The sequence below is a fragment of the Pseudodesulfovibrio pelocollis genome (genome assembly GCF_030282845.1).
Lineage (GTDB): Bacteria > Desulfobacterota > Desulfovibrionia > Desulfovibrionales > Desulfovibrionaceae > Pseudodesulfovibrio > Pseudodesulfovibrio pelocollis.
This window is the reverse complement of record NZ_JASTWE010000028.1, coordinates 1-23277: the sequence shown is the minus strand read 5'-3', so window position 1 is coordinate 23277 and position 23277 is coordinate 1. Positions and strand designations below refer to the sequence as shown.

The window sequence follows — 23277 nt, the reverse complement described above, 5'->3', positions numbered from 1 at the left end:
AAACCCTCACACCTACTCGTCCTCTGGCTCTGCCACAACGGGCGGGTCAGCGAATACTGTATCAAGATGTGAACAACAGCATAGCTATTCGCGCTCGTATATTGCTGTGTAACATCGCCGTTTACACACGGTAAGCCGCCCCCCTTACGACGCGTGGCCTTGGCGGGCCACGTGGGAGCCGAAGATTTCCCAGGTCTTGAGGAAGGTGGCGTCAAAGGTCCGGTTCTCCACGTGGGAGCGGGCCTTGCGGCGCATGTATTCGATGCGCTCCGGGGTGTCGACGAGGTGCAGCACCGCCCGCAGCAGGGCGTCCGGGTTCCCGGCCGGGACCACGAGGCCGGTTTCGTTGGGGAGCATGTTCTCGCACGGGCCGCCCTTGTCGGTGACGATGACCGGCAGGCCCGAGGCCTGGGCCTCGAGGATGACGTTGCCAAAGGTGTCCGTGGCCGAGGGGAAGACGAAGATGTCCGAGCTGGCGTAGGCCTGGGCCAGGGCCTCGCCCTTGAGGATGCCGGTGAAGGTGGCGGGGGAGCCGCGCAGCAGCCGTTTCATCTCGGCCAGGTAGGGGCCGTCGCCCACCACGATGAGCTGGAGCCCGTGGCGCAGGCGCGCGGCCTTGAGGTAGGCCTCGGCCAGCACGTCCAGCCCCTTTTCGCGGGACACGCGGCCCACATAGAGCAGCTTGGTCCGCCCCTCCACCTCGTACCTGGAGAAAAATCCGTTTCGCTTGGCCGGATGGAATCGGTCGGTATCCACCCCGCGCGGGTAGGTCACGATCTTGTGCTGGTCGATGCCGTGGTCGGCCAGCTCGAAGCGGGTGGCCTCGCTGGGTGCGTAGATGACCTGCATCTGGTTGTAGAACCAGCTCATGTAGCGCCAGCAGCCGTCCTCCAGGGCCGAATCGCCGGTCAGGGCGCCCACGTAGTCGGGAAAGGCGGTGTGGTAGGTGCCGTGAAAGGGCAGCTTGAGGATGCGGGCGATGGCCAGGGCGGCCAGGCCCACCGGGCCGGGCGTGGCCGCCAGGATGCAGTCGTACTCCTGCTCGAAGCAGTGGGTGAGCATGTCCAGAAAGGGCGGATAGGCCAGCTCGATCTCCGGGTATTCGGGAATGGCGAACCGGCCGACCGGCGCGAAACTGACCGCGCCCGGGATGTCGGCGCTGGCCCCGCAGGTGATCACGGTCATGTCCTTGCCGTGGCGGGCGACCATGGCCAGCTGCTGGCGGATGGTCCGGGCCACGCCGTTGATCTCGTCAAAGGTGTCGGTGAAATGGGCGATGCGCAGGTTGGTGGCGTCGCGTCTGGCGGCCTTGGGCCGGAACCGGGCCAGGCAATCGAGCGAGAAGCGCCGCTCGCGCGAGAAAAGATCGTAGCCCACGAAGTACGGGGCCAGCAGGGTATAGAGGGACCCGGCCGAGCCCATGGAGTGGAAGACATCAAAGAGGTTGGCACCCAGGGCGGCGCTCAGGGTGCGGTCCGCGAACTGGGCCAGGACACGGTTGGCGGCCAGGGACACGAACCGGGACCACTCCCGTTCCAGCACCAGCGGGTCGCGCTCCTCGCCCCGGGCGATGCGCATCAGGGACGGGTCGCGGGCCACGATGTTGCCCGCCTCCTTGAGCAGCATTTCCTGCACAGAACGGGTCGAACCGTATTCCCGGTGCAGCGAGGCCTTGCCCCGGCCCACCAGTCGCAGGAAGCGCTCCACCAGCGAGCAGCTCGCCGAGCGCTCGGGAGAGAGGGCGTGCCGGGCAAAGCGAAAGCAGAGGTGCTCGCTGGCCGCGTGGCCCAGGGAGCCGATGCGCGAGCGATAGAAACCGTAGGCGATGCCGTAGAGATTGTGGGCCATGGTCCGGGGCGTGGCCGGGGTGCCGCCGGGCCGGGCCGTGTGGTCGCGCACCCCGGAGAGCACCGCGCCCAGCGATGGCTCGCCGCGAAATTCGGTGTGCATGCGCGCGATGTTCAGCGAGCTGTGATCGTCGGACCCGCCGATGATTCCCTTTTCCCACGGCCTGTCGCCGTGGGGCGCGATGCCGTGGGTGTTGGCCAGCCGCTCCATGTCCACCGGGGTCAGCTTGGTCAGGATCTGGCGCAGGACCTGGTTCTGGCGCGCGTCGCGGGTGCCGTTCTCCTCGAACACGTCAAAGAGCAGCAGGCTCTGCTCGAAGTGGGCCGGGGTCAGCCGGTCGTTGACCGCGAACAGGGGATGGGCCAGGACATGGACGATGTCCTGTCCGCGCAGATAGGCCACCAGATCGAAGACGTTCTCGCGGCAGTGCTGGATGTCGTCGTGCTGGGCCTCGGTGATGTCGTAGGCCAGGACGTGCAGCTTGCACTTGTCCTCGGGAAAATAGGTGGTGATCTCCTCGCTGACGAATGCGCCGGGCAGCCCGGCGATCTCAAGGCTGCCCCGGATGGTGTTGTGGTCGGTGATGGTCACCAGATCCATGCCGCGCTCGCGGGCAGTGGCGTAGAGGGCGGCGGGCTCGGTGAAGCTCTCCGGGCAGCCGATCTTTTGCAGGATCCACTGCGAGGGACGGGTGGAATGCTTGGAGTGGACGTGCATGTCCACCCGGAACCGGGATTCGGCCATGAATGCCTCGCTTGGTTTTGGCGGCGCGTCAGGCGCAGCGCACAGCGTCCGAGAGCAGGCCGTCCTCGGCTGCGCACTGGCAGAGGATGCACAGCCGGGCCGAGGGATTGGCCTTGAGCCGGGCCAGCCCGATGGGGTCGCCGCACTCCTCGCAGGTGCCGTAGTGGGTCTCGTGCAGCCGTCTGATGGCGGCCTCGTATTCCTTGATGCGCGCCATGCGGCGGCGCTGCATGGCCAGACTCACCCCCTGCTGCGCCAGCTGGGCGGCAAAGTCGGTGTCGTCCGGGCAGTTCTCCACCGTAAAAATCTCGGCGGTTTCCTGCGCGGCCAGGGTGCTCAATCCGTTCAACAGGTGGTCCTTGATCTCGCGACGTTGCGTATCGGTCATGGAGTCCTCCGGAAGATGAGAGTGATGATGGCTTCATCTACCCCTGTCCGGCCCGTGATGATTGACGCTTCGGTGACGGCGGGCCGACGATTGCGCATCAAAGCCCGGCGCTGTTTCGCGCCCCTTCTGCCGTGCCCCCTTTTTTCTTGACGCCCCGGACTGGTCGCTGTAGACACACATCAATTAATCCGTATATTGGGATATATTGATATACGCACAAAGACAGGAGGTTGCAATGCATATTCCCGAGGCCATCCGGGCCAGTGAGCGGCCCTTTGTGTCCGTGGAGCTGCTGCCGCCGCGCGGCGAGGCAGAGCAGGGCGGGTTTTGGCAGGCCGTGGAGGCCCTCAAGGCGGTGCACCCGCTCTTTGCGGCCGTGACCTGCGGGGCGGGCGGACGCGGGGCCGTGGGCACTGCGGAGACAGCCCGCGCCCTGGCCGGGGACCACGGGTTCACGGTCATGCCGCACCTGACCTGCGTGCATGAGGAACCGACCGGGCTGGCCGACCGGCTGGAAGCGCTGCAAGGGGGCGGGATACGCAACGTGCTGGCCGTGCGCGGCGATTTCCCGCCGGGTGCCGAGCCGCAATCCGGTGGATTCCGCCACGCCTCGGACCTGGTCGCCCGAGTGCGGAAATTGGCCCCGGGCATGGCCGTGGGCGTGGCCGCCTACCCGGACGGCCACCCGGATTCGCGCTCCATGGTTGATGACATTGCGTTCCTGAAGTTCAAGCTCGACCAGGGCGCGGATTTCGCCGTGACCCAGCTCTTCTTCGACAACCGCCGCTATTTCGACATGGTGGACCGGTTGGCCGCCATGGGTTGCGCCAAGCCGGTCATCCCCAGCGTGCTGCCCGTGCGCAGCCTCGGGCAGATCAAGCGGGTCACGGAGTTGTGCGACGCGCCAGTGCCGGGCAGAATCCTGGCCGCCATCGAGGCCGCCCACGCCCAAGACGGCGACCAGGGCGTGCGCCGATACGGCGTGGCCCTGGCCGCCACCCAGGTGGCCGACCTGCTCAGGCACGGCGCACCGGGCGTCCATCTCTATCCCTTCAACCGGGCCGACCTCTGCCTGGAGGTGGTGCAGCGGGCCGGGCTGTTGCCCTGAACCGGGCAAGGGTATACCATCGGATCATGCCGCGCCTTGCCATCATGTCCGATCCCCACGCCAATGTGGCGGCCCTGACCCGGGTGCTGGCCGACGTGGTCGATCAGGGCGCGGACGCGACATACTGCCTGGGCGACGCCATCGGCTATGGCCCGCAGCCGCAGGAGTGCTGCGACCTGCTGCGCGAGGCCCGGGTGACGCTGCTCATGGGCAACCACGAGCAGGGGCTGATCAACATTCACTACCTGCGCGGCTTCAACCAGCCTGCGGCCGATGTGCTGCGCCGCACCCGCGAGCTGATCGACGAGACCACCTATCAGTGGCTCATATCGCGGCCCAAGGGGCTGGTGGCCCATGGCTGCCGCATGGTCCACGGCACGCCGCCCGATTCGGTCAGCGAGTACCTGTGGCGGCACGAGACCAACATGGGCGAGATTTTTGCCCGGTATCCCGAGGAATTCTGCTTTGTGGGCCACACCCACGACCTGATGCGCTTCACCTACCAACCGGGCATCGGAGCCAGCCCCAGACTGGCACTGCCACCGGGCGAGACCGTGCTTGAGCCGGGCCTGCGCCACCTGATCAACGTGGGCGCGGTGGGTCAGCCCCGCGATGGCGACAACCGGGCCAAGTACGTGCTCTTCGACACGGCCACGCGCACCGTGACCCTGCGCCGCGTGCCCTACGACATCGCGGCCACCGTGGCCCTGATCGAGGCCAGGGGATTCCCCCGGGCCTTTGCCGACAGGCTCTGGTAGCCGTTTCCCCTCCTCCTGTCAGGCTGTTGAAAAACGGCGATCTGCGTCGTTGCTTTAAAAAGTTCAAATCCTCGCGTACAGGAAGTACATCTCTGCTCTCATGATCCGTAAGGCTCGAAGACTCGCCAACGGCTCAAGGGCTTCGGCCTTGAACTTTTCTCGCGCCTAGCATCTCACCATTTTTGAAAAGCCTTCTTATTCTGTCTTTTTAAACGCCCTCGCTATTCGATAAAAATTATCCTTCACGTCAGGCCCGACATGGCTCACCATGCAGTTTTTCGTTGTATTTCAATGGAAAGCGCCGATGCGGGCGGGCGTTATTATTTGACGAACCCCCTTGACATGGATACCCGGTATGGGTATTGGTGAGACAAACGCGTCATACCCAGGCGGGGTATTCGGCCGAGGGGTCGGCCAAACGCGTTCCACAGAGGAATCGTTTTTGGAACATCTGATCATTGGAGGAAGATATGCACCGCAAATTCATGATTCTCACCGCTGCGGCCCTGGTTCTGGGCATGTCCGTGTCCATGGCCTTTGCCCTGGGCGGCGGCAACGGACGCAAGGGCAAGTTCCTGTACAGCAAGAACTGCCGCTCCTGTCACAACGGGGGCACCGCCGCTGACCTGAGCCCGGCCGACCGGACCCAGGCCGAGTGGCAGGCCACCTTCTCGGACATGGGCAAGATCAAGTGCAGCGGCGACTGGACCCTGAGCGACGAGGACATCAACGACATCTACACCTACCTGTACGATTACGCCAAGGATTCCCCGTCCCCGGCCAAGTGCAGCTAATCGAGCCAACCGACCGCGACGCGGCCTCTCTCTGAGGGGCGTGTCGAAATCGGCCGCACCGTCCCGGTCCTTTCCGTCCCCCCGGGGGGCGGGGACGGCGGCCAGAAAACGGCGGGGGTGCCGACCCGGCGGCCTGATCGGTCGCCGGGTCGCCCCGACGCCAGGAGGCGATCATTGATGGCGCAAACCTCTCGCACCCTTTCGCGTCGCGAGTTCTTCAAGGCATCCGGCCTGTTGGCGGCGGGCGCGCTGGGCGGCCCGGCTCTCTTGGGCGGTCTGCGCACGGCCCAGGCCGCCACAGAGACCATGACCCCGGCCTGGGACTCCAGGTTCGGAGTCTGCGACATGTGCTTCAACAAGTGCGGCCTCATCGCCCGCGTGGAAAACGGGGTGGTGACCAAGCTCGACCCCAACCCCAAGTTCGTCAAGTCGCGCGGCATGCTCTGCGCGCGCGGCAACGCGGGCATCAGCCACGTCTACGACCCGGACCGGCTCAAGCACCCCCTGCTGCGCAAGGGCGGGCGCGGCGAGGGCAAGTGGCAGCGCATTCCCTGGGACGAGGCCCTGGACATGGCCGCGCAGAAGATGGACGAGGTGCGGGAAAAGTACCTGCCCTGCGGCCACCTCTTCACGGCCGGGACCGACATGCAGTCCCTGTTCGTGGAGCGGCTGGCCGAGGCATACGGCTCCTTCAATCTCACCTCGCATGAGTCCCTGTGTCTGGTCTCGGGCAGCCGCGCCTTCCTCGACACTTTTGGCGAGGTGCCCTTTGCCGACGTGCTCCACTCCAAGTACGTGATCATGGTCGGGGCCAACCGCTTCGAAGCCTTGGTCACCCCGGACTCCATGGACCTGATGACCGCCATGCGCGAGCACGGCTGCAAGCTCGTCACCCTGGACCCGCGCTATACCAAGACCGCGGCCCTGTCCGACGAGTGGTATCCCATCAGGCCGGGCACGGACATGGCCTTCATGCTCGCCCTGGCCCACGTCATCGTCGGCGAGGGCCTCTACGACCCGCAGTGGATCGAGGAGAAGACCTACGGCATGGAGCAGCTGCGCGAGCATGTGAAGCCCTATACCCCGGGCTTCGCCGCCGAGCAGTGCGGCATCCCGGCCGAGGATATCGCCCGCATTGCCCGGGAGCTGGCCGCGGCCGCCCCGGCCTCCATGGTCTATCCCGGCCGCCGCAGCTCGGACTATGAGGATTCCACCCAGATTCGCCGCTCCTTTGCCATCGTCAACGGCCTGCTCGGCAACTGGGACCGCCCCGGCGGCCTGCTGGGAGCCAGGGCCGTGGGCCTCAAGGGCGTGCCCTACGACGCCCCCTGGTACGACGACAACCACGACGACCGCATCGACGCGGGCAAGGTGCCCATGATGTTCGAGCACGAGGGCAGCTTCATGGTCACCCGCGACTCGATCCTGGCCGACGACCCGTATCCCATCCGGGGCTGGTTCGTGTACAAGACCAACCCCATGGCCACCGCGCCCAACCGCGCCAAGACCATCGAGATGATGCACAAGATGGACTTTGTCACCGTGGTGGACATCGCCATGTCCGACACGGCCTGGTATGCCGACCTGGTCCTGCCCTCCCAGAGCTATCTGGAGCGCATCGACCCCTGCTCGGGCCTCCAGGGCTCGTCCGCCTGCGCCTGCGTGGTCAAGCGCGATCCGGTCATCGAGCCGCTCTACGAATCCAGGCCCCTTTTCGACATCGTCAAGGGCATCGCGGGCCGCCTGGACCTTGGCGAGTATTTCGACTTCACCATCGAGCAGTTCCGCGAGAAGCAGCTGGCCGACCTGCCCGGAGCCGACGGGATCATGGATCGCGACGGCGTCTACTACAATCCGAGCAAGGTCTACGGCATCTACGACGGGCTGGTCTACAAGACCCTGTCCCAGAAGGTGGAGCTGTACAACCAGCGCTACGAGCAGATGGGCATCGATCCGCTGCCGGTCTACACCCCGCCCGTCCAGCCGCCTGCGAACCAGTTCCGGCTGGTGGTGGGGCGCAACGCCCTGGTCACCCAGGGGTCCACCACCAACAATACCCTGTTGCACGAGTTCGTGCCCACCAACACCCTGTGGCTCAACCCCGGCCCGGCCGGGAAGCTGGGCATAGCGGACGGCGATCTGGTGGAGGTATCGAGCGCGGTGGGCCGCCAGGCCATCAGGGCCGAGGTCACGGACAAGATCCGCGAGGACACGGTCTACATGCTGACCGGATTCAACACCCTGTCCACCCAGCAGCGGCTGGCCCACGGCAACGGCGCGAGCATCGCCGAGATCCTCGACGGCGGCTACGACACCGTCACCGGCAACGCGGCCCTGCACCTGACATTCGTGACCGTAACAAGGAAGGTGGCATGATGGCACGGCAACTGGCAATGGTCATCGATTCGGCCAAGTGCATGGACTGCAAGGCCTGCGTGGCCGCCTGCAAGGTGGCCAACCACACGCCCGAGGGCCAGTGGCGCAACTGGATCAAGCTCGACGACAGCCCGCCCAGGCCCGGTGCCAGCAACCGCAAGGCCCGCTTCCAGCCCGGGGCGTGCATGCACTGCGATAACCCCACCTGCGTGGCCGCCTGCCCCACCGGGGCCACCTACAAGGACGCCGAAACAGGCGAGGTGGTCATTGACGAGGGGCTGTGCATCGGCTGCGGCAACTGCCTCCCGGCCTGTCCCTACCACGCCCGCTTCCGCAACGCGGAGAAGCGCAAGGCGGACAAGTGCAACTACTGCCCCGAGCGCCGCTCGGCCGGGCTCGACCCCGCCTGTGTGGACACCTGCCCGACCAAGGCCCGCGTGTTCGGCGACATCAACGACCCGCAGAGCGAGGCCGGGCGGCTCTATCTGGCCAACAAGGAGCGCCTCGCCCGGGTGGTGGCGGCCACTGACACCAAGCCCAACATGTTCTACCTCGGCGACCCCGGCCCGGAGCACTGGGCGGGCGAGGCCGTCATCCCGGCCTCCATGGTGGCCCTGAAGCAGTCGGCCCCGCTGATCAAGGGCATCGTTGCCCTGTCCGGCCTCGGCGTGCTGGTCATGCTCGGCCGCCAGCTGCTGGCCGGGTCCGGCGACAGTCACTCCGGCTCCGGTCCGTCCGGCGACAAGGAGAATACCGATGCCTAGAGTGCACAAGCGACACGACCGCTCCGACATCTTCATCCACTGGTTCAACGCGGCCTGCTGGCTGCTGCTCCTGCTCACCGGGGTGGGGCTGATCCAGAACCCGGCCATCGACCCGTTCGGCTCGGGCTATCCCGAGGCCATGCGCGCCCTGGTGGGCGGCGGGGCCAACCTGCTGATCATCCACGAGGTCATCGGCGTGGTCTGGATACTCGGCTTTGTCCTCTACCTGATCGTCAACTTCAAGGGTGCCCGGTTCTTTCTGGGCGAGGTCTTCTCGGTCAGTCCGGCCCGCGACATGGCCTGGCTGGTCAGGAAGATGGTCCTGATGACCCTCGGCCCCCGGGCGCTCAAGGCCGTGGGCATGGACCCGGAACTGCCCGACCAGGGATACTACAACATGGGCCAGAAGGCCTTTGCCCAGGCCAGCGTGGTGGGCGGCGTGGTCATCGCCGTGACCGGGCTGATCATGCTCCTGTCCGACCGTGCTCTGGGTTCCGGTGCATCGGGGCTGGTGGGCTGGTCCGTGACCCTGCACTTCATCGCCGTGGGCCTCGTCTTTGCCGGGCTGCTGGTCCACATCTACATGGCGGCCATCTCGCCCGAGGAGCGGCCCGGATTCAAGTCCATGTTCACCGGCGTGGTGCCCGACGGCTACGCCAGACACCACCACCGGCTGTGGTGGAACAAGATCACCACCGACGGCGAGTGACGCCGCCGGTACGGATACGAGGGAAGGAAACGCCCCGCCCGACAGCGAGGGGCTGGCAGGCAGGGCAAACGACACACAGCAACAAGAGGGAATGCATCATGCAAACGACACGCATCTGGATGGCCATGTTTCTGGCTTTTGCCTTGATGGCGAGCCCGGTTCTGGCCCAGGAGGGCGCCAAGCCCCAGTTCAAGGAATTCCATTCCATCGTGGATTACAGCTTTGTGGCCAAGTACGCGGTCATGCCCAAGCCCAAGGACGCGATGATCATCGACTCGCGGCCCTACAAGCCCACCTTCGTGGCCGGATACATCCCCACGGCGGTGTCCATCCCCACCAGCCAGTTCGAGAAGATGACCGACCAGTTGCCAGCCAACAAGGCGGCCGTCCTCATCTTCTACTGCGGCGGGTTCGACTGCCCGCTCTCGCACAAGGCGGCCTTCATGGCCGAAGCCTTGGGCTACACCAATGTCCATGTCTACGCCGCCGGATATCCGGACTGGAAGAAGAAGGCCTCCTATCACTCCATCGGCGTGGAAGTGGTCATGGAGATGATGACCAAGGGCGAGAAGTACATGCTGGTGGACGCCCGCCCGGCCAAGCTCTTCCTGGAAGGGGCCATCCCTTCGGCCATCTCCATCCCGGAGCGCGAGTTCGCTGACAAGCGAGGCATGCTGCCCGTGGGCAAGGACGAGGTCTCCCTGATTTACTACTGCGGCGGCTTTGATTGCGTCCTCTCCCACAAGTCGGCCATCAAGGCCCGCGCCCTGGGCTACAAGACGGTCATGGTGGCCGAGGCCGGCTACCCGGCCTGGAAGGAGCTTTACGGCGCGGCTGGCGGCGTGGCCGTCAAGGCGGGCGAGGTCGAGGGTGCCATCGACACCGCCCAGTTCGAGACCATCCTCAAGGAGCGGCCCGACTCCGTGTACCTCATCGACGTGCGCGACGTGGCCGAGTTCAATGGGGGTCACATCCCCGGCTCTGTGAACATGACCGTGGACATGGTGGAGCGGCAGGCCGCGACCATGGCCGTGGACAAGCCCATCGTCTTTGTCTGCGCCACCGGCGCGCGCTCGGGCGAGGCCTTCTACCTGTTCAAGGACCTGCGGCCCGAGGTGGCGGACGTCTACTACCTTGAGGCCACCATCAAGTTCGGCGACAACAACAGCTACGAGATCTCCCCCAACAAGTAGCCATCAGCCACACCCAGCGGGACCGGGAGGGCAAACCGTCACCTCCATCCTTCCGGTCCCGCGCCCCCCAGGGGCGAGGAGCGCGCATGTCCAGATCGGAATCTTTCCTGACCGTGCTGCTTCTCGCCCTGCTCCTTTTTCCGCTCCGGGCGCTGGCCGATACGGGCGACTCCTGGTGGGCCATGGCCCGGGAGGAGGCCGCGCGCGACGGCTACCGGCTGGTGGACACGGCCGGGCTGCTTCAGATGCTTCGCGCCGAGCGGTCGCCCCTGGTCATCGACGTGCGGGCCGACTACGAATACGAGGCCGGGCATGTGACCGGGGCCGTGAACCTGGAGTTCGACTTGGGCGACCGGGGCGATCCTGGCCCGGCCAAGCGGGCCGCCTTCGAGGCCCTGGTGGGCGAAGACAAGACACGGCCCGTGGTCCTCTACTGCCGCAATTTCCGGTGCGTGCGCAGCGGCATCGCGGCGCGCTGGGCAGTGCGTATGGGATATGTGGCGGTGTACAGGTATCCGGGCGGACTTTTCGAGTGGAAGGAGGCTCATGCCGAGTTGGTGGAAGGAATCGTGCCCGAGCAGCGCGCCCTGGCCCCTGGCGACTCCTTCCCGGACTGTCGGCTGGCCCTGCTCAGTGGCGAGGGCGACCGCGAATACCTCGGTCTGCCGCCCGACACCAAGTGGCTCTCGCTGGCCGATCTGAGCGCCCGGTTCGCCCTCATCCAACTCTCCAACACCAGTTGCCCCGAGTGCGTGCGCGAGACACACAGGCTCGGTGACTTCTTCAGGCTGGTGGAGGCGGACCCGGTGCTGGCTGGCAGGCTCAAGATCATCGGCATCTTCATCTATGACAGCAACCTTGCTGTGGTGAAGTTCAGGCGGCGTCACGAGGTGCCCTATCCGCTCTTCGCGGACCGGCACGGCGAGATATTCAGCTGCCTGGGGCAGGCCCAGGTGCCCCTGGCCTACCTGCTGCGGGCCAGGGGTGATGGCACCTGGAACATCGAGCTGGTCAAGCGGGGCTACTTCGAGCCGGACGAGGCGTTTCTGGCCGCCATTCGCAGCGCGGTCATCCGCGCCGAAGGCACGGACTAGGCGTGGCCTGTCGCACTGGGTTGCGCCTTGAACGACGCGTCGGTCAAGGCGTCGAGCAGGGCGCAGAGCAGGCTGGCCGTCCCGGCGTAGACCGGGTGCGGACTGCCCGCGTCCAGGGCCGCAGTAAACCGGCCGGTCCACGGGCGCATGACCTCGCGGGCAAAGGCGAGGCCCAGGGCCTCGGCCTCGGGATCGTCGCGGGTCCAGCCCGTGGCCAGCAGGTGGTAGAGGTATTCGATCTCCGTTGCCAGGTGGTCGGGCGGCTCGTTGGCCTGCCCGGCCGGTTCCAGCCCGGCCTCGGCCAGACGGCGGCTCATGGCCAGGGCGCTCTCGCCCATGACCCGGGGTGTGGTGCCCGTGTGGCACGACTCGTAGAGGGGCGCGGCCACCCCGCCCCCGGCCGCGATGAAAAGGCGCACGTATTCGCTCTCCAGCTCGTCGAGGTCGGCGGGCCGGGCCGCTTGCAGACCTCCAAGGATGTCGGTAAGGTGCCCGAACCGCGACGGGGCCTGGGCCATCAGCTCGGGCAGTCCGGTGTCGAAAACCCCCTGCCAGCCGTCCCTGTCAGGACCGCGGAACACGGTTGCAAGCAGCTCCAAGGCGTTGAGTAGAAAGACTCTGTCGGTATGGTTGGTGATGGCGAAACCGGCCACGGACGCTCCTCCTTACGCGCAAGCGTAGATACCCTGCGAGCGTACGGTATTTTCGCCGCCCCGGCAATGCGGGGACCGGCCTGACCACGAAACGAACCGCCCCGCACAGGCCGGGGCGAGAGCATCGGACAAGGAGCGAGCCATGAACGCGAACGAGCAGGAACAGGAAAAACTCAAGCAGAACGTCCTTTCGCGCATGAAGCGCATCGAGGGGCAGGTGCGCGGCATCCAGCGCATGATCGAGGAGGGCAAGGAGTGCGAGGACATTTTGGTCCAGGTGCGCGCCGTGCGCTCGGCCCTTCAGTCCGCCAACAAGCTCATCCTCAAGCGTTACATGCTGCGCTGCTACACCGACACGGTCAGCGACGCCCAGCAGGGCCGGGAAGACCACGAGGCCCTCGAAAAGTTCATCAAGGTGCTGACAGGATTCCTGGACGGCTAATCCCTCTCTGGCCGTTTTTCAACAGCCTGCTACTCGCCAAGGCCCATGGCGCGCAGGAATCCGGGGTCCTCGGTCCAGCCGTCGCGCACCTTGACCCACAGCTCGAGGTGGACCTTGGTGCCCAGCAGCTCGGCGATCTCAAGGCGCGCCTCGGACCCGATCCTCTTGAGGCTCGCGCCCTGCTTGCCGATGATCATGCCCTTGTGGCTCTTCTGGGCCGTGTAGATGACCGCGTTGATCACGGTCATGCCTTCGCGGGCGGTCTCGTCCCAGGCCTCGATCTCCACGGCCGTGGTGTAGGGCAGCTCCTGGCGCAGCTGGTAGAAGAGCTTTTCCCTGATGATCTCGGCGGCCATGAAGCGCACCGGGGCGGTGGAGAGCTGGTCTTCCGGGAACATGGCCGGGCCTTCGGGGATGAAATCGAGCACCCGCTTGAGCAGCACATCCGCACCCTGGCCCCTGAGGGCCGAGATCGGGATGAATTCCGCCTCGGGCCACAGCTCGCCCGTCCGGGCCAGAAGCGGCAGCAGGGCCGCCTTGTCCTTGACCCGGTCGATCTTGTTGATCGCCACCAGCACCGGCCTGCCTGTTTCGGCCACGGGTTTGACCAGGGGCTTGAGCTCCTTGTCCATCATGTGCGGCTTGCTCGAGTACAGGGCCGCGTCGATGAGCACCACCACCACGTCGGCCCCGGCCAGGGCGCTCCAGGCCGCCTCCAGCAGAAAGCGGTTCATCTTGCCGCGCAGCTGGTGGATGCCCGGGGTGTCGAGAAACACCACCTGGGCCTCGTCCGTGGACAGGATGCCGCTGATGCGGTTGCGCGTGGTCTGGGGCCTGGGCGAGACAATGGCCACCTTCTGCCCTAAATAGTGGTTCATCAGGGTGCTCTTGCCCGCGTTGGGCGGACCGATCAGGGCCACTGTTCCGAATTTGTGCATGGTTCCTCCGGTGCCGGGCCGTGCCCGACCGGGTGTTGCGCGCTCCCCGGCGCGTGCGCGGGAAGCCGGTTGCGGGCTCGTGCCCGCGCTGGCCCTTCTCTAGCAACCCGGGCCGTCCCCGGCAACAGGCAATGTTGTCCGCGACCCGGCGATTTCACCATCTCGCGGATATTCACGGCTTGTATTTACGGCTGCCATGCCTTATGGGTAAGCTTCCATTGAGATTACCCAAACCCAAGCCGCAGGTGCGCCACCGATGCCCGATCAGAACAAACTGACCGCCCCGCAGATTTTCGGCGCTTCGAACCCCATCGCAAGCCCCAGCCCCACTCCCCGCGAGATGGTGGCGCAGCTTTCCCCGCAGCCCCAGCCCGGACCGGGCGGCATGCCGCCGACCCCCTTTGTGGACCCTGACGATGCCGATTTCGGCGATCCCGATGGTGACGACGGTTCCGGCGAGGGTGTGTTCGGCGGCTTGAATCAGGATGGGGACAGCGGCGACGGGGCCGACACCGAGGATGATTTTTCCGGAGGCTTCGGCCCGGGCGGCCTTGGCGGCGGGTCGTCGCTGCTGTGGCCCACCGGCCCTCTGGCGGACGGAGGTCTTGGCGGCGGAATGGGCGAAGGCGGACAGTTTGGCACACCGTTTGGCGGCCCCTTTGGCGGGCCTTCCGGCGGCTCGCCCGGTCTTCCCGATCCCGGCCTGCTGCTTGACATCGCCTATTCGCCGCCGGTGCCCTTCGGCTCCTTTGGGCCGCCCCCGGGCTCCGGGCAGGTTGGCGTGGTCAACGAGGAGCGGAACATCGAGGACAAACCGGCAGACGTGCCGGTGGTCGATTCTTTCGACCCCCTCGTGTCCCAGCAGTGGTATATCAAGAACACCACCGGCGGGGTGGACCTCAACGTGGTCAAGGCGTGGGAGGACTACACCGGCAAGGGCATCCGCATTGCCGTGTGCGACGACGGCGTGGACTACAACCATCCCGACCTGGCGCCCAACTATCTGGTGGGCGAGGGCTACAACGAAAGTGACGGGACCGACGGCTACCCGGCCGAAGGCCAGAACCACGGCACGGCCGTGGCCGGTTTCATCGCCGCGGCCAAGAACGGGTACGGCATCCAGGGCGTGGCCTACGATGCAAAGATCGCCTCCTTCGTGGATGGTGACGTGGAAGGCGCGCTGGCGCCTGTCCTGCTGCGCCAAACCACCTTTGACATTTCCCAGAACAGCTGGACCCTGTCTCCCTTTGTCAATCCCACCACGGTCCTGGATTCCGTGGAGACCCTGGCCCAGAGCGGACGCGGCGGGCTGGGCACGGTGGTGGTTTTTGCAGGCTCCAACGAGCGCGAGCTGGAGATCATGTCCACCTACTACAACACCAACAATTCGCCCTTTGCCTTCTCCGTGGGTGCGGTGAACAGGGATGGCAGTTATGCCGATTTCAGCTGCGCCGGGCCCAACCTGCTGGTCACGGCCCCGGGTCATGACGTGCTGACCACGGACAGAACGCCCCCGGCCGGGGATGACCCCAACTCCTATTTCCACTCGGGCAGCGGCACGTCCTACTCCTCGCCCATGGTCAGCGGCGTGGTGGCCCTGATGCTTGAGGCCAACCCGGGCCTGGGCTACCGCGACGTGCAGACCATCCTGGCGGCCACGGCCGTGCGCACCTCAGGCATGACCTCGGCCGACGGCAAACCCTGGGACTGGCAGATCAACGGCGCGGAAAACTGGAACGGCGGCGGCATGCACGCCAGCCACGACTACGGCTTCGGGCTGGTGGACGCCACGGCGGCAGTGCGCCTGGCCGAGTCCTGGGACCAGACCGCCCGGACCCACGCCAATCAGCAGACGCGCACCGGCTCCCAGGCCCCGCTCCAGGCCATCCCCGACGGCTCGACCACGGGTGCGACCTCCACCATCACCATCGGCTCGGACATCATCGTGCAGCAGGCCGTGGTCACCGTGGACATCACCCACCCCCGCTTCGACGACCTCGAAATCACCCTGACCTCGCCAGACGGTACATACAGCGTGCTCCTGTACCATCCGAGCATCGAGGGCATCGCCACGGAGTTGAAGATGTCCGCCTCGGATTACCTGGCCGCCAAGACCTCCACCTTCAACCAAACCGACACCACCTGGTCCTTCATGACTGTGACCCCGTTCGGCGAGTTCGGCCTGGGCGACTGGGTGCTGACGGTCAAGGACACGGTCCTTGGCGACATCGGCACCTTCAACGGCTGGAGCCTGACCCTGTACGGCGACAATCCTTCCAATGACGATTACTACATCTTCACCGACGAATACGCCTCGCTGGCGGCCACCGACCCGGCGCGGGCCACCCTCACGGACGACGACGGGGGCACGGACACCATCAACGCCTCGGCCGTGACCGGCAACAGCTACATCGACCTCACCCCCGGCGCGGTCAGCACCATCGCGGGCGCGTCCCTGACCATTTCCGGGACCACCATCATTGAGAACGTCCACACCGGCGACGGCAACGATACCATCATCGGCAACGACGCCAACAACGTCCTCTTCGGCTGGCGCGGCAACGACGTCATCTTCGGCGGCGCGGGCAACGACCTGATCAGCGGCGGCCAGGGCGCGGACACCCTGACCGGCGGCACCGGCAACGACACCTTCTACTACGGCTCGCCCGACGAGGGCGGCGACCTGATCACGGACTTCGACTATTTCGAGGACCTCTTCCACTTCGCCTATGCCGAGTTCGGGCAGTCGGGCACAGGCACCCTGGGGGCGGAATACTTTTTCACCTCCGCCGCCCTGATCGACGTGAGCAGCGCCTGCTTCTACTTCGAGTCCTCCATCCTCTGGTTCTACGCGGACGGGACCAACAGCGAGTCCGCCGTGCAGATCGCCCAGGTCATGGGCGACGCGGTGCAGGCGGACAGCATCGTCTTCGTGTAACAGACTGTTCAAAAACGGCAATCTGCTGTCGTTAAGTGACTGTAGGCGAGTCTTCGAGCCGTACAGAGAACTTATTAAAAAGGTTCACAAATCCGCAGGACAGCGGATTTGTGAACCTTTTTCGCGCCTAGCATCTCACCATTTTAGAACAGTCTGCATGTTCTGGCCTTTTCGATGGCCAGGCAATGGGCATGTCCGAAAAGGGCGCGGGGGATGATCAGTCGAAAAACGGCAGGGCGATGAAATAGACGCCCAGAAGGCCGATGGTCGCCCCGGCCAGACGGCGGAACCGCTGGCCCGCGCTGCCGAAGGCGCTGCTCGCGAGCACCCGCTTGACCCAGGCCGTGGAGCTTCCGGCCAGCAGGATGGGCAGGCAGTGGCCGATGCCAAACAGGACAATGAGCAGCATGCCCGAGGCAACGCGCTCCTGAACCATGATGATGGCCAGGATGGGGGCGATGAACCCGAAGGTGCACGACCCGGAGAGCACGCCGTAAGCCAGCCCCAGCACCAGCGCGCCGGAAAGCCCCCGCAGCCGCAGCCGCCCCATCAGGCTGCCTGACATGGAACAACGGGCCACGCCGAGCATGTCCAGAGCCACCCACAGCAGCACCAGCCCCACCAGGATGGTCCACCACGACGGCACGTCGCCGAGCATCCGGCCGAGCATGGCGCAGATGATGCCCACCAGGGCGATGGTGATGAACAGCCCGGTGGAGAAGAGCAGGGCGTAGCCCACGGCGCGGCGCCCCTGCACCGGCTCCTCCTGGCCGCCCACATAGCCGACGATGAGCGGGATGGAGGCCAGATGGCACGGCGAGAAGAGGACGCTGACCACGCCCCACAGGAAGCACCCCAGGGCGGCCAGGGCCAGCCCGCTCCCGATCCACTGGTTGATGAGCAGGTAGAATTGATCCATCGGCTACTCCCCGGGCATGCCCAGTTCAACGAGCTTGACCACGATGTCCGCCTTGCTCATGAAGCCCTCGTGGCGATACCGTTCATTGCCCTGTGCATCATAGAATATCTGGGTGGGGATGACTCGGATGCCGTACTTCTTCACCTCGTCGTTGAACTGCCACACGTCGATGAAGACGATGGCGGCGCGGCCTTCCAGCTCGGCGGCCACCTCCTTGAGGATCGGGGCCATCATCTTGCAGGGGATGCAGGAGTGCGCGCCGATGTCCACCATGGTCACCAGCCCGGGCACTGGCGTGACCTGGGGCTTGCCCGAGAGCAGCTCGGCCACGCCCGGGGACAGGGCCGGGCCGTCGGATGCCGTGGCGGGCGAAACGGTCATGCCTTGCGGCGTTGCGCCGGGCGCGGCGCTCTCCGGGGCGGGATCAAGGACATGCACGGCCACGGTGGCGAGCACGGCCAGAATGAGCAGCCCGGCCAGCAGGAAGGGTTTTTTCATCATTGCCTACTTCAGGAGTTCGGCAGCCTTGGCGGCGGCCAGTTCGATGGTGTGGGCCGAGGGCTCGGACGCGCCTTTCTTCAGGCCGATCTCGTCGAGCTGGAGGTGATCGTACTGGGTGAACCCGGCCTCCTCCAGCGTTTTGCGGGCGCAGTTTTGCGGGCAGCCGTCAATGGCCAGGATGCGGCCAGCCGCTTCCGTGCTCTTGATCGTGCCCGATACCCGGCCGCCGATGCCGGCTAGGCAGGACATCTTGCCCTGGCCCTGGCGGGTCAGCAGCCGGGCCGTCCGGTCGGCGATCTCGCCCACGTCGGCGGCTCCAGAGCAGGAGAAGATCAGCGTCGGGGCCGCACTGCATGCGCAAGGTTTGATCATGTCGGTGTCTCCAATCGCCCGTCAGGCAAGCATCTTCTTGAGTTCGTCCACGGACGGCACCTTGCCGACCACCTTGACCTCGCCGTCCACCACCAGGGCGGGCGTGGTCATCACGCCGTACTTCATCATCTCGTTGATGTCGCCGATCTTGGTCAACTCGTACTCGATGCCCAACTCTTTTGCGGCGGTCTCCACGTCGTTCTTCAGCTTCTCACACTTGGGGCAGCCGGGGCCCAGAACAAGAATCTTCTTCATTGTCGTCTCCTTATCCGAAAAAGGTTCCATAAATCATGCCGCTTATGGTGGCCATGACCACCACCAGCAAGACAAACACCACGGTTTTCTGCGTGCCCATGACGCTTCTGATGACCAGCATGTTGGGCAGGCTCAAGGCCGGTCCGGCCAGGAGCAGCGCCAGGGCCGGTCCCTGGCCCATGCCGTTGCCGATGAGACCCTGGAGGATGGGCACCTCGGTCAGGGTGGCGAAGTACATGAAGGCTCCGGCAAAGGATGCCACGAAGTTGGACAGGAGCGAATTGCCGCCCACGGCCTGGGCCACCCAGGCGGACGGAATCAGCCCTTCCTCGCCGGGCCTGCCCAGCAGCAGGCCCGCGATGAGCACGCCAAAGAGGAGCAGCGGCAGGATCTGCTTGGCAAATCCCCAGCTCTGGTCAAACCACTCGCCAAGCTCGCCCCCGCGCGTGGAGGTCAGCATGGACAGGCCGAGGATTCCGGCCACAAAGGCCAGCTGCGGCATCTGCGGGAAGAGCAGGCCCAGGGCCACGGCGGGCAGGGCGGCCAGACCCATCTGCCACAGCCGGACATGGAACCAAGCCACCAGACAGGCGGCAAAGCCCAGGGAAAAGAGGGAGGTGACGACCCACTTGGCCGAATAGATGGCGTGCCACAGGCCGGTGGGCTCGCCGGGCTTGCCCCAGTTGGCAAAGACGAGCACGCCGATCATGGTGGCGAAGTAGATGGCGTTCTGCCACAGGGGACGGGCCACCTCGGCCTCGGGCATGGCCGCCATCTGCGCGGCCTTTTCCTTCTCCTCCTTGCGGAAGATGAAGTGCATGAGCAACCCGATGACGATGCTGAAGACGATGGCCCCGATGGCGCGAGCCAGACCGAGCCCCGGTCCCAGGATGCGCGCCGTAAGGATCACGGCCAGGATGTTGATGGCCGGACCCGCGTAGAGAAAGGCCGAGGCCGGGCCAAGACCCGCGCCCATGCGCCAGATGCCTGCGAAGAGCGGCAGGATGGTGCAGGAGCACACGGCCAGGATGGTGCCCGAGCAGGAGGCCACGCCGTAGGCCACCGCCTTGTTGGCCTTGGGGCCCAGGTATTTCATGACCGCGGCCTGGCTGATGAACACGCCGATGGCCCCGGCGATGAAGAAGGCGGGCACAAGGCAGAGCAGCACATGCTCGCGGGCGTAGTCCTGGGCCAGGTACAGGGCCTCGAACACGGCGTTGTCAAAGCGCTCTCCCCCAAGGGGGAGGTAGAAGAACGCCAGAAACACGCCAAGCACGACAAGCAGCGGTTTCCATTCGGTTTTCCAGGTCATTTCACGCCTCTTACAATTTGATATTTGCCAAATCAGCCAAATAGCGGTCCGAAAAAAATCACCTGGCGTCGAGCACGGCGTCCACGCAGTGGAAGAAGTTGAGCACGCACGGCACCTTGAGGCGATAGAAAACCTGGAGCCCGCGTTTGTCGTCCACCACTATTCCCGCCTTGCGCAGCACGCGCAAGTGCTTGGATACGGTGGACATGTCGTGGCCGATGACCTGGGTCAGGTCGCAGACGCACCGCTCGCCGCGCGACAGCTCGTCCACCAGCCGCAGCCGCGAGGGATGGCCCAGCGCCTTCATCACCTGCGCCCTGCGGGCGAAATCCTCGGCGGTGTCTGTTCTGATGGGCTGCACAGGGGTCGTCTCCTTCGTTTTCGTTATTTGGCAATATGACCAAATATGGGCGCTGTCAAGGGCTGATTGCGCAAAGAGGCAGATTTCATGAGCGGGCTGGCCGTGTCAGGGACGGGAGGTGTCCGGGGCCATGGCGGCCCGCAGCGGTGGCAGGATATGGCCCGTGAACCGGCCAAGGGCGCGGTAGAACCCGGTCTGCGCCTCCTGGGCCACGGCCGAGGCGAAGCGATCGAGCCATCTGCCGGGGTGGGCGGCGAAGAAGTTCCGCAGCCTGTCGGCATGCTCCCGGGCACTGTCGGGATCGCCCCGGGTCTCGGCCTCCATGGTCCTGTAGGCCTGGAGGGCGAGGAATTCCAGTTCGGCCACGACATGGTCGGGCGGGCTTTTGAACCCGTCGCTCATGTTCATGCCCGCCTCGCGGTAGTGGCGCAGCACTTCCCGGGTCGAGTCGCCCATCATCACCCGGCCCTTGTCCAGATAGACCGAGCCGAATGGCGGGGCGAGCAGTTCGAAGGGGCCGACAAAGAGCCGTGAATAGTCCTTGAGCAATTCCTGGGGGTCTTCGCCCTCCAGGGCCTCGGCCAGTTGGCGGGCCTGGGCGGCGATGTCCTCGCCCAGCGGGAGCAGCCGTCCGGGCGTGTCAGCTATTTTTTTCGGGAGTTCCGGGACCGGGGTCGAATAGCATGTCGCCAGGAGGGAGAATATCTCCATGGCGGCGAGGCATCGGGGGTCGGGTGTCTGGTTCATGGCTGGGTCTCCGTGCTGCGGGGTGTGGCGCGGGGCCGGGAGATCCGGCCCCGCGCAAGGAGAGTGACTGATTTCTGACCCGTGGGACAGGCCGCCGGGTCAGTCCGGCATGGCCTCGAGGCGCAGGTAGCGCACCCCCAGCGTGTAGATGGTCAGGGTGAGGGACAGGGCCAGCAGGATCACGCCCCATTCCGAGAGGCTGGGCGAGTACTGGGAGAAGCCGTGGATGTACTCGGCCTGCACGCCCATGGGCTGGACATTGCCCGACAGCAGCTGCTCGTAGCGGCCCGCGAACATGCCCACCAGGGCCATCAGGGCCACGACGAACTGGCCGCCGAGGGTCGTGCGCACCGTGGGAATCAGCAGCAGGAGGATGGGGATGCACAGCCCGACCCACAGTTCGACACCGAAGGACAGGGTGCCGGTCATGTACTTGAACCCGGCCATCTGGTCCACGTCCGAGGCGTAGGCGCGCAGGATGCGCAGCAGGAAGACCACCAGGGATGCACCCAGGGCGACACCCAGGTACTTGGAGAGGTCGCTTCGGATGCTCGCCTCGGTTTCGGTGGCGCCTCGGCCCAGCATGGCTCCGGCCACCGAGGCCAGCAGCAGGGCGGCCAGCCCCGAGGCCAGGGCCGTGACCAGGAAGTAGATGCCCATGGTGAAGCCCATGAACCCGAGCCGCGCCTCCACCGTGCCGAAGACCACGGACAGGGAGAGGTAGGAGAAGAACGAGAGCATGAGCGCGCCCACGGCCGTGGCCACGCCGCCCCGGTCATGCCAGTTGCCCCGGTGCATGGCCAGGAACTTGAAGGTGACGAAGGCGAAGTAGAACATGTACAGGATCGCCATCCACCAGATGGGCGAGGTGAAGTTGGGCGAATAGACCAGGGCCAGGGTGTTGACCAGGGTGCTGAAGGGGCCGAGGTCCAACCCCTTGCACATCAGTCCGGTCAGCAGGGTGGCCAGGGCCAGGATGGCGGCCCGCTTGGCCACCGGGTAGAGGTGTTTCTGGCCGAAGACCGTGGGCAGGGACGAAAGCAGGGTCAGCCCCGCCGCGGTCAGGCCGAAGAAGAGGTAGCCCGCCATGGGCAACCCCCAGAAGACCGTGTTGTCGGTGTTGAAGATGCCCAGACCGCCGGTCACGATCCTGCCTGCGGTGAAGAGCCCCAGGATCAGGCCGATGGCCAGCAGTGCGGTCCAGACGATGGAGAAGGTCTTGTTGGTGCTCATGAGATCTCTCCCTTGCTCTGGGTGTAGCTGCCGGGGTTGAAGCTGCGGATGTAGAACACGTGCGGCTCGGTGCCCAGGTGTTCACGCAGCCGCCGGGGCTTGAACTTGCCAAGGAGTTTCGAGACCGTGCTGTCCGGGTCGTCGAGGTCGCCGAAGATGCGGGCATCGGCCGGGCACGCCTCCACGCAGTAGGGCAGCAGCCCGCGCACCACCCGGTGGTCGCAGAAGGTGCACTTCTCCACCACGCCCAGGGGGCGGCTCTCGGGCAGGGTGGTGCCCCGCTCGGGATTGGAATAGGGCGAGCACGAGCCGCCGGTTTTCTCCACCATCTCGGCGGGCGAGGAGGTGCAGCCCGGGATGAGCACGTCCTTGTTCTCCCACTGCTCGTTGGGTCTGCGCCAGTTGTAGAAGATGACGCCGTAGGGACAGTTGGCGATGCAGTAGCGGCAGCCGATGCACTTCTTCGGATCATGCATGGTGATGCCGTTGTCGAGCTTGTACATGGCCCTGGTGGGACAGCCGCGCACGCAGGGCGCGTTTTCGCAGTGATTGCACAGGGTCGGCGTGTAGTGGTAGCGCACGTGGGGGAAGACCCCCACCGTCTCGGTCAGCTTGTACGACCAGTTGACGCCCTCGCTCAGGTTGTTCTCGTTCTTGCAGGCTATGATGCAGGCACCGCAGCCCACGCACTTTTGCTGGTCTATGACCATGGCCCATTTTGTCATGCGCGTATCCTCCCTAGACCTTGTCCACGCGGACCCGCGTGACGCCGTAGAATGCCGACGAGCCGCTGAGCCGGTCGTAGTCGGCGGGAATGATGTAGTTGTTTG

Annotated in this window: 23 protein-coding genes; 10 read left to right on the top strand and 13 right to left on the bottom strand. The window is 65.6% G+C overall.

Going from position 1 to position 23277, the window contains the following annotated elements; all coding sequences use genetic code 11:
- Nucleotides 1-144: 144 nt before the first annotated feature.
- Nucleotides 145-2592, bottom strand: coding sequence for a glycosyltransferase (locus QQS14_RS10715; protein WP_285906990.1), 2448 nt, complete (start codon nucleotides 2590-2592; stop codon nucleotides 145-147).
- Nucleotides 2593-2620: 28 nt separating this feature from the next.
- Nucleotides 2621-2980, bottom strand: coding sequence for a TraR/DksA family transcriptional regulator (locus QQS14_RS10710; protein WP_285906989.1), 360 nt, complete (start codon nucleotides 2978-2980; stop codon nucleotides 2621-2623).
- A 235-nt stretch (nucleotides 2981-3215) separates the two neighbouring features.
- Between QQS14_RS10710 and QQS14_RS10705 the strand changes: the two genes are divergently transcribed.
- The 8 genes from QQS14_RS10705 to QQS14_RS10670 all read left to right on the top strand — a co-directional run bounded on the left by QQS14_RS10705 (nucleotide 3216) and on the right by QQS14_RS10670 (nucleotide 11776).
- The gene (locus QQS14_RS10705; protein WP_285906988.1) at nucleotides 3216-4088 is read left to right on the top strand and encodes a methylenetetrahydrofolate reductase; all 873 of its coding nucleotides are present in this window, start codon (nucleotides 3216-3218) and stop codon (nucleotides 4086-4088) included.
- Nucleotides 4089-4114: 26 nt separating this feature from the next.
- On the top strand, nucleotides 4115-4846 hold the full coding sequence (locus tag QQS14_RS10700) for a metallophosphoesterase family protein (RefSeq protein WP_285906987.1): 732 nt from the start codon (nucleotides 4115-4117) through the stop codon (nucleotides 4844-4846).
- A gap of 470 nt (nucleotides 4847-5316) precedes the next feature.
- Nucleotides 5317-5640 (top strand): c-type cytochrome, encoded by a 324-nt coding sequence (locus tag QQS14_RS10695; RefSeq protein WP_285906986.1) that lies wholly within the window; start codon nucleotides 5317-5319, stop codon nucleotides 5638-5640.
- Between the two features lie 177 nt (nucleotides 5641-5817).
- Nucleotides 5818-8016: a molybdopterin-containing oxidoreductase family protein gene (locus QQS14_RS10690; RefSeq protein ID WP_285906985.1), complete on the top strand. Its 2199-nt coding sequence runs from the start codon at nucleotides 5818-5820 to the stop codon at nucleotides 8014-8016.
- Complete coding sequence (locus QQS14_RS10685) at nucleotides 8016-8780, top strand: 4Fe-4S dicluster domain-containing protein (RefSeq protein ID WP_285907019.1); 765 nt, start codon at nucleotides 8016-8018, stop codon at nucleotides 8778-8780. Before QQS14_RS10690 ends, QQS14_RS10685 begins: the two co-directional genes overlap by 1 nt.
- Nucleotides 8773-9489, top strand: coding sequence for a formate dehydrogenase subunit gamma (locus QQS14_RS10680; protein WP_285906983.1), 717 nt, complete (start codon nucleotides 8773-8775; stop codon nucleotides 9487-9489). Before QQS14_RS10685 ends, QQS14_RS10680 begins: the two co-directional genes overlap by 8 nt.
- Before the next feature lie 98 nt (nucleotides 9490-9587).
- Nucleotides 9588-10682 (top strand): rhodanese-like domain-containing protein, encoded by a 1095-nt coding sequence (locus QQS14_RS10675; protein WP_285906982.1) that lies wholly within the window; start codon nucleotides 9588-9590, stop codon nucleotides 10680-10682.
- Nucleotides 10683-10768: 86 nt separating this feature from the next.
- The gene (locus QQS14_RS10670; protein ID WP_285906981.1) at nucleotides 10769-11776 is read left to right on the top strand and encodes a rhodanese-like domain-containing protein; all 1008 of its coding nucleotides are present in this window, start codon (nucleotides 10769-10771) and stop codon (nucleotides 11774-11776) included.
- On the opposite strand, the gene QQS14_RS10665 is transcribed toward QQS14_RS10670, so the two are convergent.
- The gene (locus tag QQS14_RS10665) at nucleotides 11773-12429 is read right to left on the bottom strand and encodes a TorD/DmsD family molecular chaperone (protein ID WP_285906980.1); all 657 of its coding nucleotides are present in this window, start codon (nucleotides 12427-12429) and stop codon (nucleotides 11773-11775) included. The two genes, QQS14_RS10670 and QQS14_RS10665, sit on opposite strands and share 4 nt — an antisense overlap.
- Before the next feature lie 142 nt (nucleotides 12430-12571).
- Between QQS14_RS10665 and QQS14_RS10660 the strand changes: the two genes are divergently transcribed.
- A complete protein-coding gene (locus QQS14_RS10660; protein WP_285906979.1) occupies nucleotides 12572-12871 on the top strand; it encodes a metal-sensitive transcriptional regulator in 300 nt (99 codons plus the stop codon).
- 29 nt (nucleotides 12872-12900) lie between these two features.
- Here the strand turns inward: QQS14_RS10660 and era are convergent, their stop codons facing one another.
- Nucleotides 12901-13809: a GTPase Era gene (gene era / locus QQS14_RS10655; RefSeq protein ID WP_285906977.1), complete on the bottom strand. Its 909-nt coding sequence runs from the start codon at nucleotides 13807-13809 to the stop codon at nucleotides 12901-12903.
- Between the two features lie 256 nt (nucleotides 13810-14065).
- Between era and QQS14_RS10650 the strand changes: the two genes are divergently transcribed.
- Nucleotides 14066-16747, top strand: a complete 2682-nt coding sequence (locus QQS14_RS10650) for a S8 family serine peptidase (RefSeq protein WP_285906976.1) — start codon at nucleotides 14066-14068, stop codon at nucleotides 16745-16747.
- Between the two features lie 217 nt (nucleotides 16748-16964).
- On the opposite strand, the gene QQS14_RS10645 is transcribed toward QQS14_RS10650, so the two are convergent.
- The 9 genes from QQS14_RS10645 to QQS14_RS10605 all read right to left on the bottom strand — a co-directional run bounded on the left by QQS14_RS10645 (nucleotide 16965) and on the right by QQS14_RS10605 (nucleotide 23172).
- Nucleotides 16965-17666, bottom strand: a complete 702-nt coding sequence (locus QQS14_RS10645) for a cytochrome c biogenesis CcdA family protein (RefSeq protein WP_285906975.1) — start codon at nucleotides 17664-17666, stop codon at nucleotides 16965-16967.
- A gap of 3 nt (nucleotides 17667-17669) precedes the next feature.
- On the bottom strand, nucleotides 17670-18164 hold the full coding sequence (locus QQS14_RS10640) for a thioredoxin family protein (RefSeq protein ID WP_345782796.1): 495 nt from the start codon (nucleotides 18162-18164) through the stop codon (nucleotides 17670-17672).
- A gap of 6 nt (nucleotides 18165-18170) precedes the next feature.
- Complete coding sequence (locus tag QQS14_RS10635) at nucleotides 18171-18539, bottom strand: putative zinc-binding protein (RefSeq protein ID WP_285906974.1); 369 nt, start codon at nucleotides 18537-18539, stop codon at nucleotides 18171-18173.
- A 21-nt stretch (nucleotides 18540-18560) separates the two neighbouring features.
- The gene (locus QQS14_RS10630) at nucleotides 18561-18794 is read right to left on the bottom strand and encodes a thioredoxin family protein (protein WP_285906973.1); all 234 of its coding nucleotides are present in this window, start codon (nucleotides 18792-18794) and stop codon (nucleotides 18561-18563) included.
- 10 nt (nucleotides 18795-18804) lie between these two features.
- Complete coding sequence (locus QQS14_RS10625; RefSeq protein ID WP_285906972.1) at nucleotides 18805-20106, bottom strand: permease; 1302 nt, start codon at nucleotides 20104-20106, stop codon at nucleotides 18805-18807.
- 58 nt (nucleotides 20107-20164) lie between these two features.
- Nucleotides 20165-20467: an ArsR/SmtB family transcription factor gene (locus tag QQS14_RS10620; protein WP_285906971.1), complete on the bottom strand. Its 303-nt coding sequence runs from the start codon at nucleotides 20465-20467 to the stop codon at nucleotides 20165-20167.
- A gap of 105 nt (nucleotides 20468-20572) precedes the next feature.
- Nucleotides 20573-21214, bottom strand: coding sequence for a TorD/DmsD family molecular chaperone (locus tag QQS14_RS10615; protein ID WP_285906970.1), 642 nt, complete (start codon nucleotides 21212-21214; stop codon nucleotides 20573-20575).
- 99 nt (nucleotides 21215-21313) lie between these two features.
- Complete coding sequence (gene nrfD, locus QQS14_RS10610) at nucleotides 21314-22447, bottom strand: NrfD/PsrC family molybdoenzyme membrane anchor subunit (RefSeq protein ID WP_285906969.1); 1134 nt, start codon at nucleotides 22445-22447, stop codon at nucleotides 21314-21316.
- A complete protein-coding gene (locus QQS14_RS10605; RefSeq protein ID WP_285906968.1) occupies nucleotides 22444-23172 on the bottom strand; it encodes a 4Fe-4S dicluster domain-containing protein in 729 nt (242 codons plus the stop codon). The genes nrfD and QQS14_RS10605 overlap by 4 nt, the downstream gene beginning before the upstream one ends.
- Nucleotides 23173-23277 lie beyond the last annotated feature (105 nt).

Bases quoted from the DNA above. Each gene is read 5' to 3' on its own strand.
- QQS14_RS10660 (WP_285906979.1), top strand. From the start codon at position 12,572: ATGAACGCGAACGAGCAGGAACAGGAAAAACTCAAGCAGAACGTCCTT.
- QQS14_RS10630 (WP_285906973.1), bottom strand. From the start codon at position 18,794: ATGAAGAAGATTCTTGTTCTGGGCCCCGGCTGCCCCAAGTGTGAGAAG.
- QQS14_RS10625 (WP_285906972.1), bottom strand. From the start codon at position 20,106: ATGACCTGGAAAACCGAATGGAAACCGCTGCTTGTCGTGCTTGGCGTG.
- QQS14_RS10715 (WP_285906990.1), bottom strand. From the start codon at position 2,592: ATGGCCGAATCCCGGTTCCGGGTGGACATGCACGTCCACTCCAAGCAT.
- QQS14_RS10615 (WP_285906970.1), bottom strand. From the start codon at position 21,214: ATGAACCAGACACCCGACCCCCGATGCCTCGCCGCCATGGAGATATTC.
- QQS14_RS10640 (WP_345782796.1), bottom strand. From the start codon at position 18,164: ATGAAAAAACCCTTCCTGCTGGCCGGGCTGCTCATTCTGGCCGTGCTC.
- QQS14_RS10675 (WP_285906982.1), top strand. From the start codon at position 9,588: ATGCAAACGACACGCATCTGGATGGCCATGTTTCTGGCTTTTGCCTTG.
- QQS14_RS10685 (WP_285907019.1), top strand. From the start codon at position 8,016: ATGGCACGGCAACTGGCAATGGTCATCGATTCGGCCAAGTGCATGGAC.
- QQS14_RS10645 (WP_285906975.1), bottom strand. From the start codon at position 17,666: ATGGATCAATTCTACCTGCTCATCAACCAGTGGATCGGGAGCGGGCTG.
- QQS14_RS10670 (WP_285906981.1), top strand. From the start codon at position 10,769: ATGTCCAGATCGGAATCTTTCCTGACCGTGCTGCTTCTCGCCCTGCTC.
- QQS14_RS10635 (WP_285906974.1), bottom strand. From the start codon at position 18,539: ATGATCAAACCTTGCGCATGCAGTGCGGCCCCGACGCTGATCTTCTCC.
- QQS14_RS10690 (WP_285906985.1), top strand. From the start codon at position 5,818: ATGGCGCAAACCTCTCGCACCCTTTCGCGTCGCGAGTTCTTCAAGGCA.
- QQS14_RS10705 (WP_285906988.1), top strand. From the start codon at position 3,216: ATGCATATTCCCGAGGCCATCCGGGCCAGTGAGCGGCCCTTTGTGTCC.
- nrfD (WP_285906969.1), bottom strand. From the start codon at position 22,447: ATGAGCACCAACAAGACCTTCTCCATCGTCTGGACCGCACTGCTGGCC.
- QQS14_RS10605 (WP_285906968.1), bottom strand. From the start codon at position 23,172: ATGACAAAATGGGCCATGGTCATAGACCAGCAAAAGTGCGTGGGCTGC.
- QQS14_RS10710 (WP_285906989.1), bottom strand. From the start codon at position 2,980: ATGACCGATACGCAACGTCGCGAGATCAAGGACCACCTGTTGAACGGA.
- QQS14_RS10700 (WP_285906987.1), top strand. From the start codon at position 4,115: ATGCCGCGCCTTGCCATCATGTCCGATCCCCACGCCAATGTGGCGGCC.
- QQS14_RS10650 (WP_285906976.1), top strand. From the start codon at position 14,066: ATGCCCGATCAGAACAAACTGACCGCCCCGCAGATTTTCGGCGCTTCG.
- QQS14_RS10695 (WP_285906986.1), top strand. From the start codon at position 5,317: ATGCACCGCAAATTCATGATTCTCACCGCTGCGGCCCTGGTTCTGGGC.
- era (WP_285906977.1), bottom strand. From the start codon at position 13,809: ATGCACAAATTCGGAACAGTGGCCCTGATCGGTCCGCCCAACGCGGGC.
- QQS14_RS10680 (WP_285906983.1), top strand. From the start codon at position 8,773: ATGCCTAGAGTGCACAAGCGACACGACCGCTCCGACATCTTCATCCAC.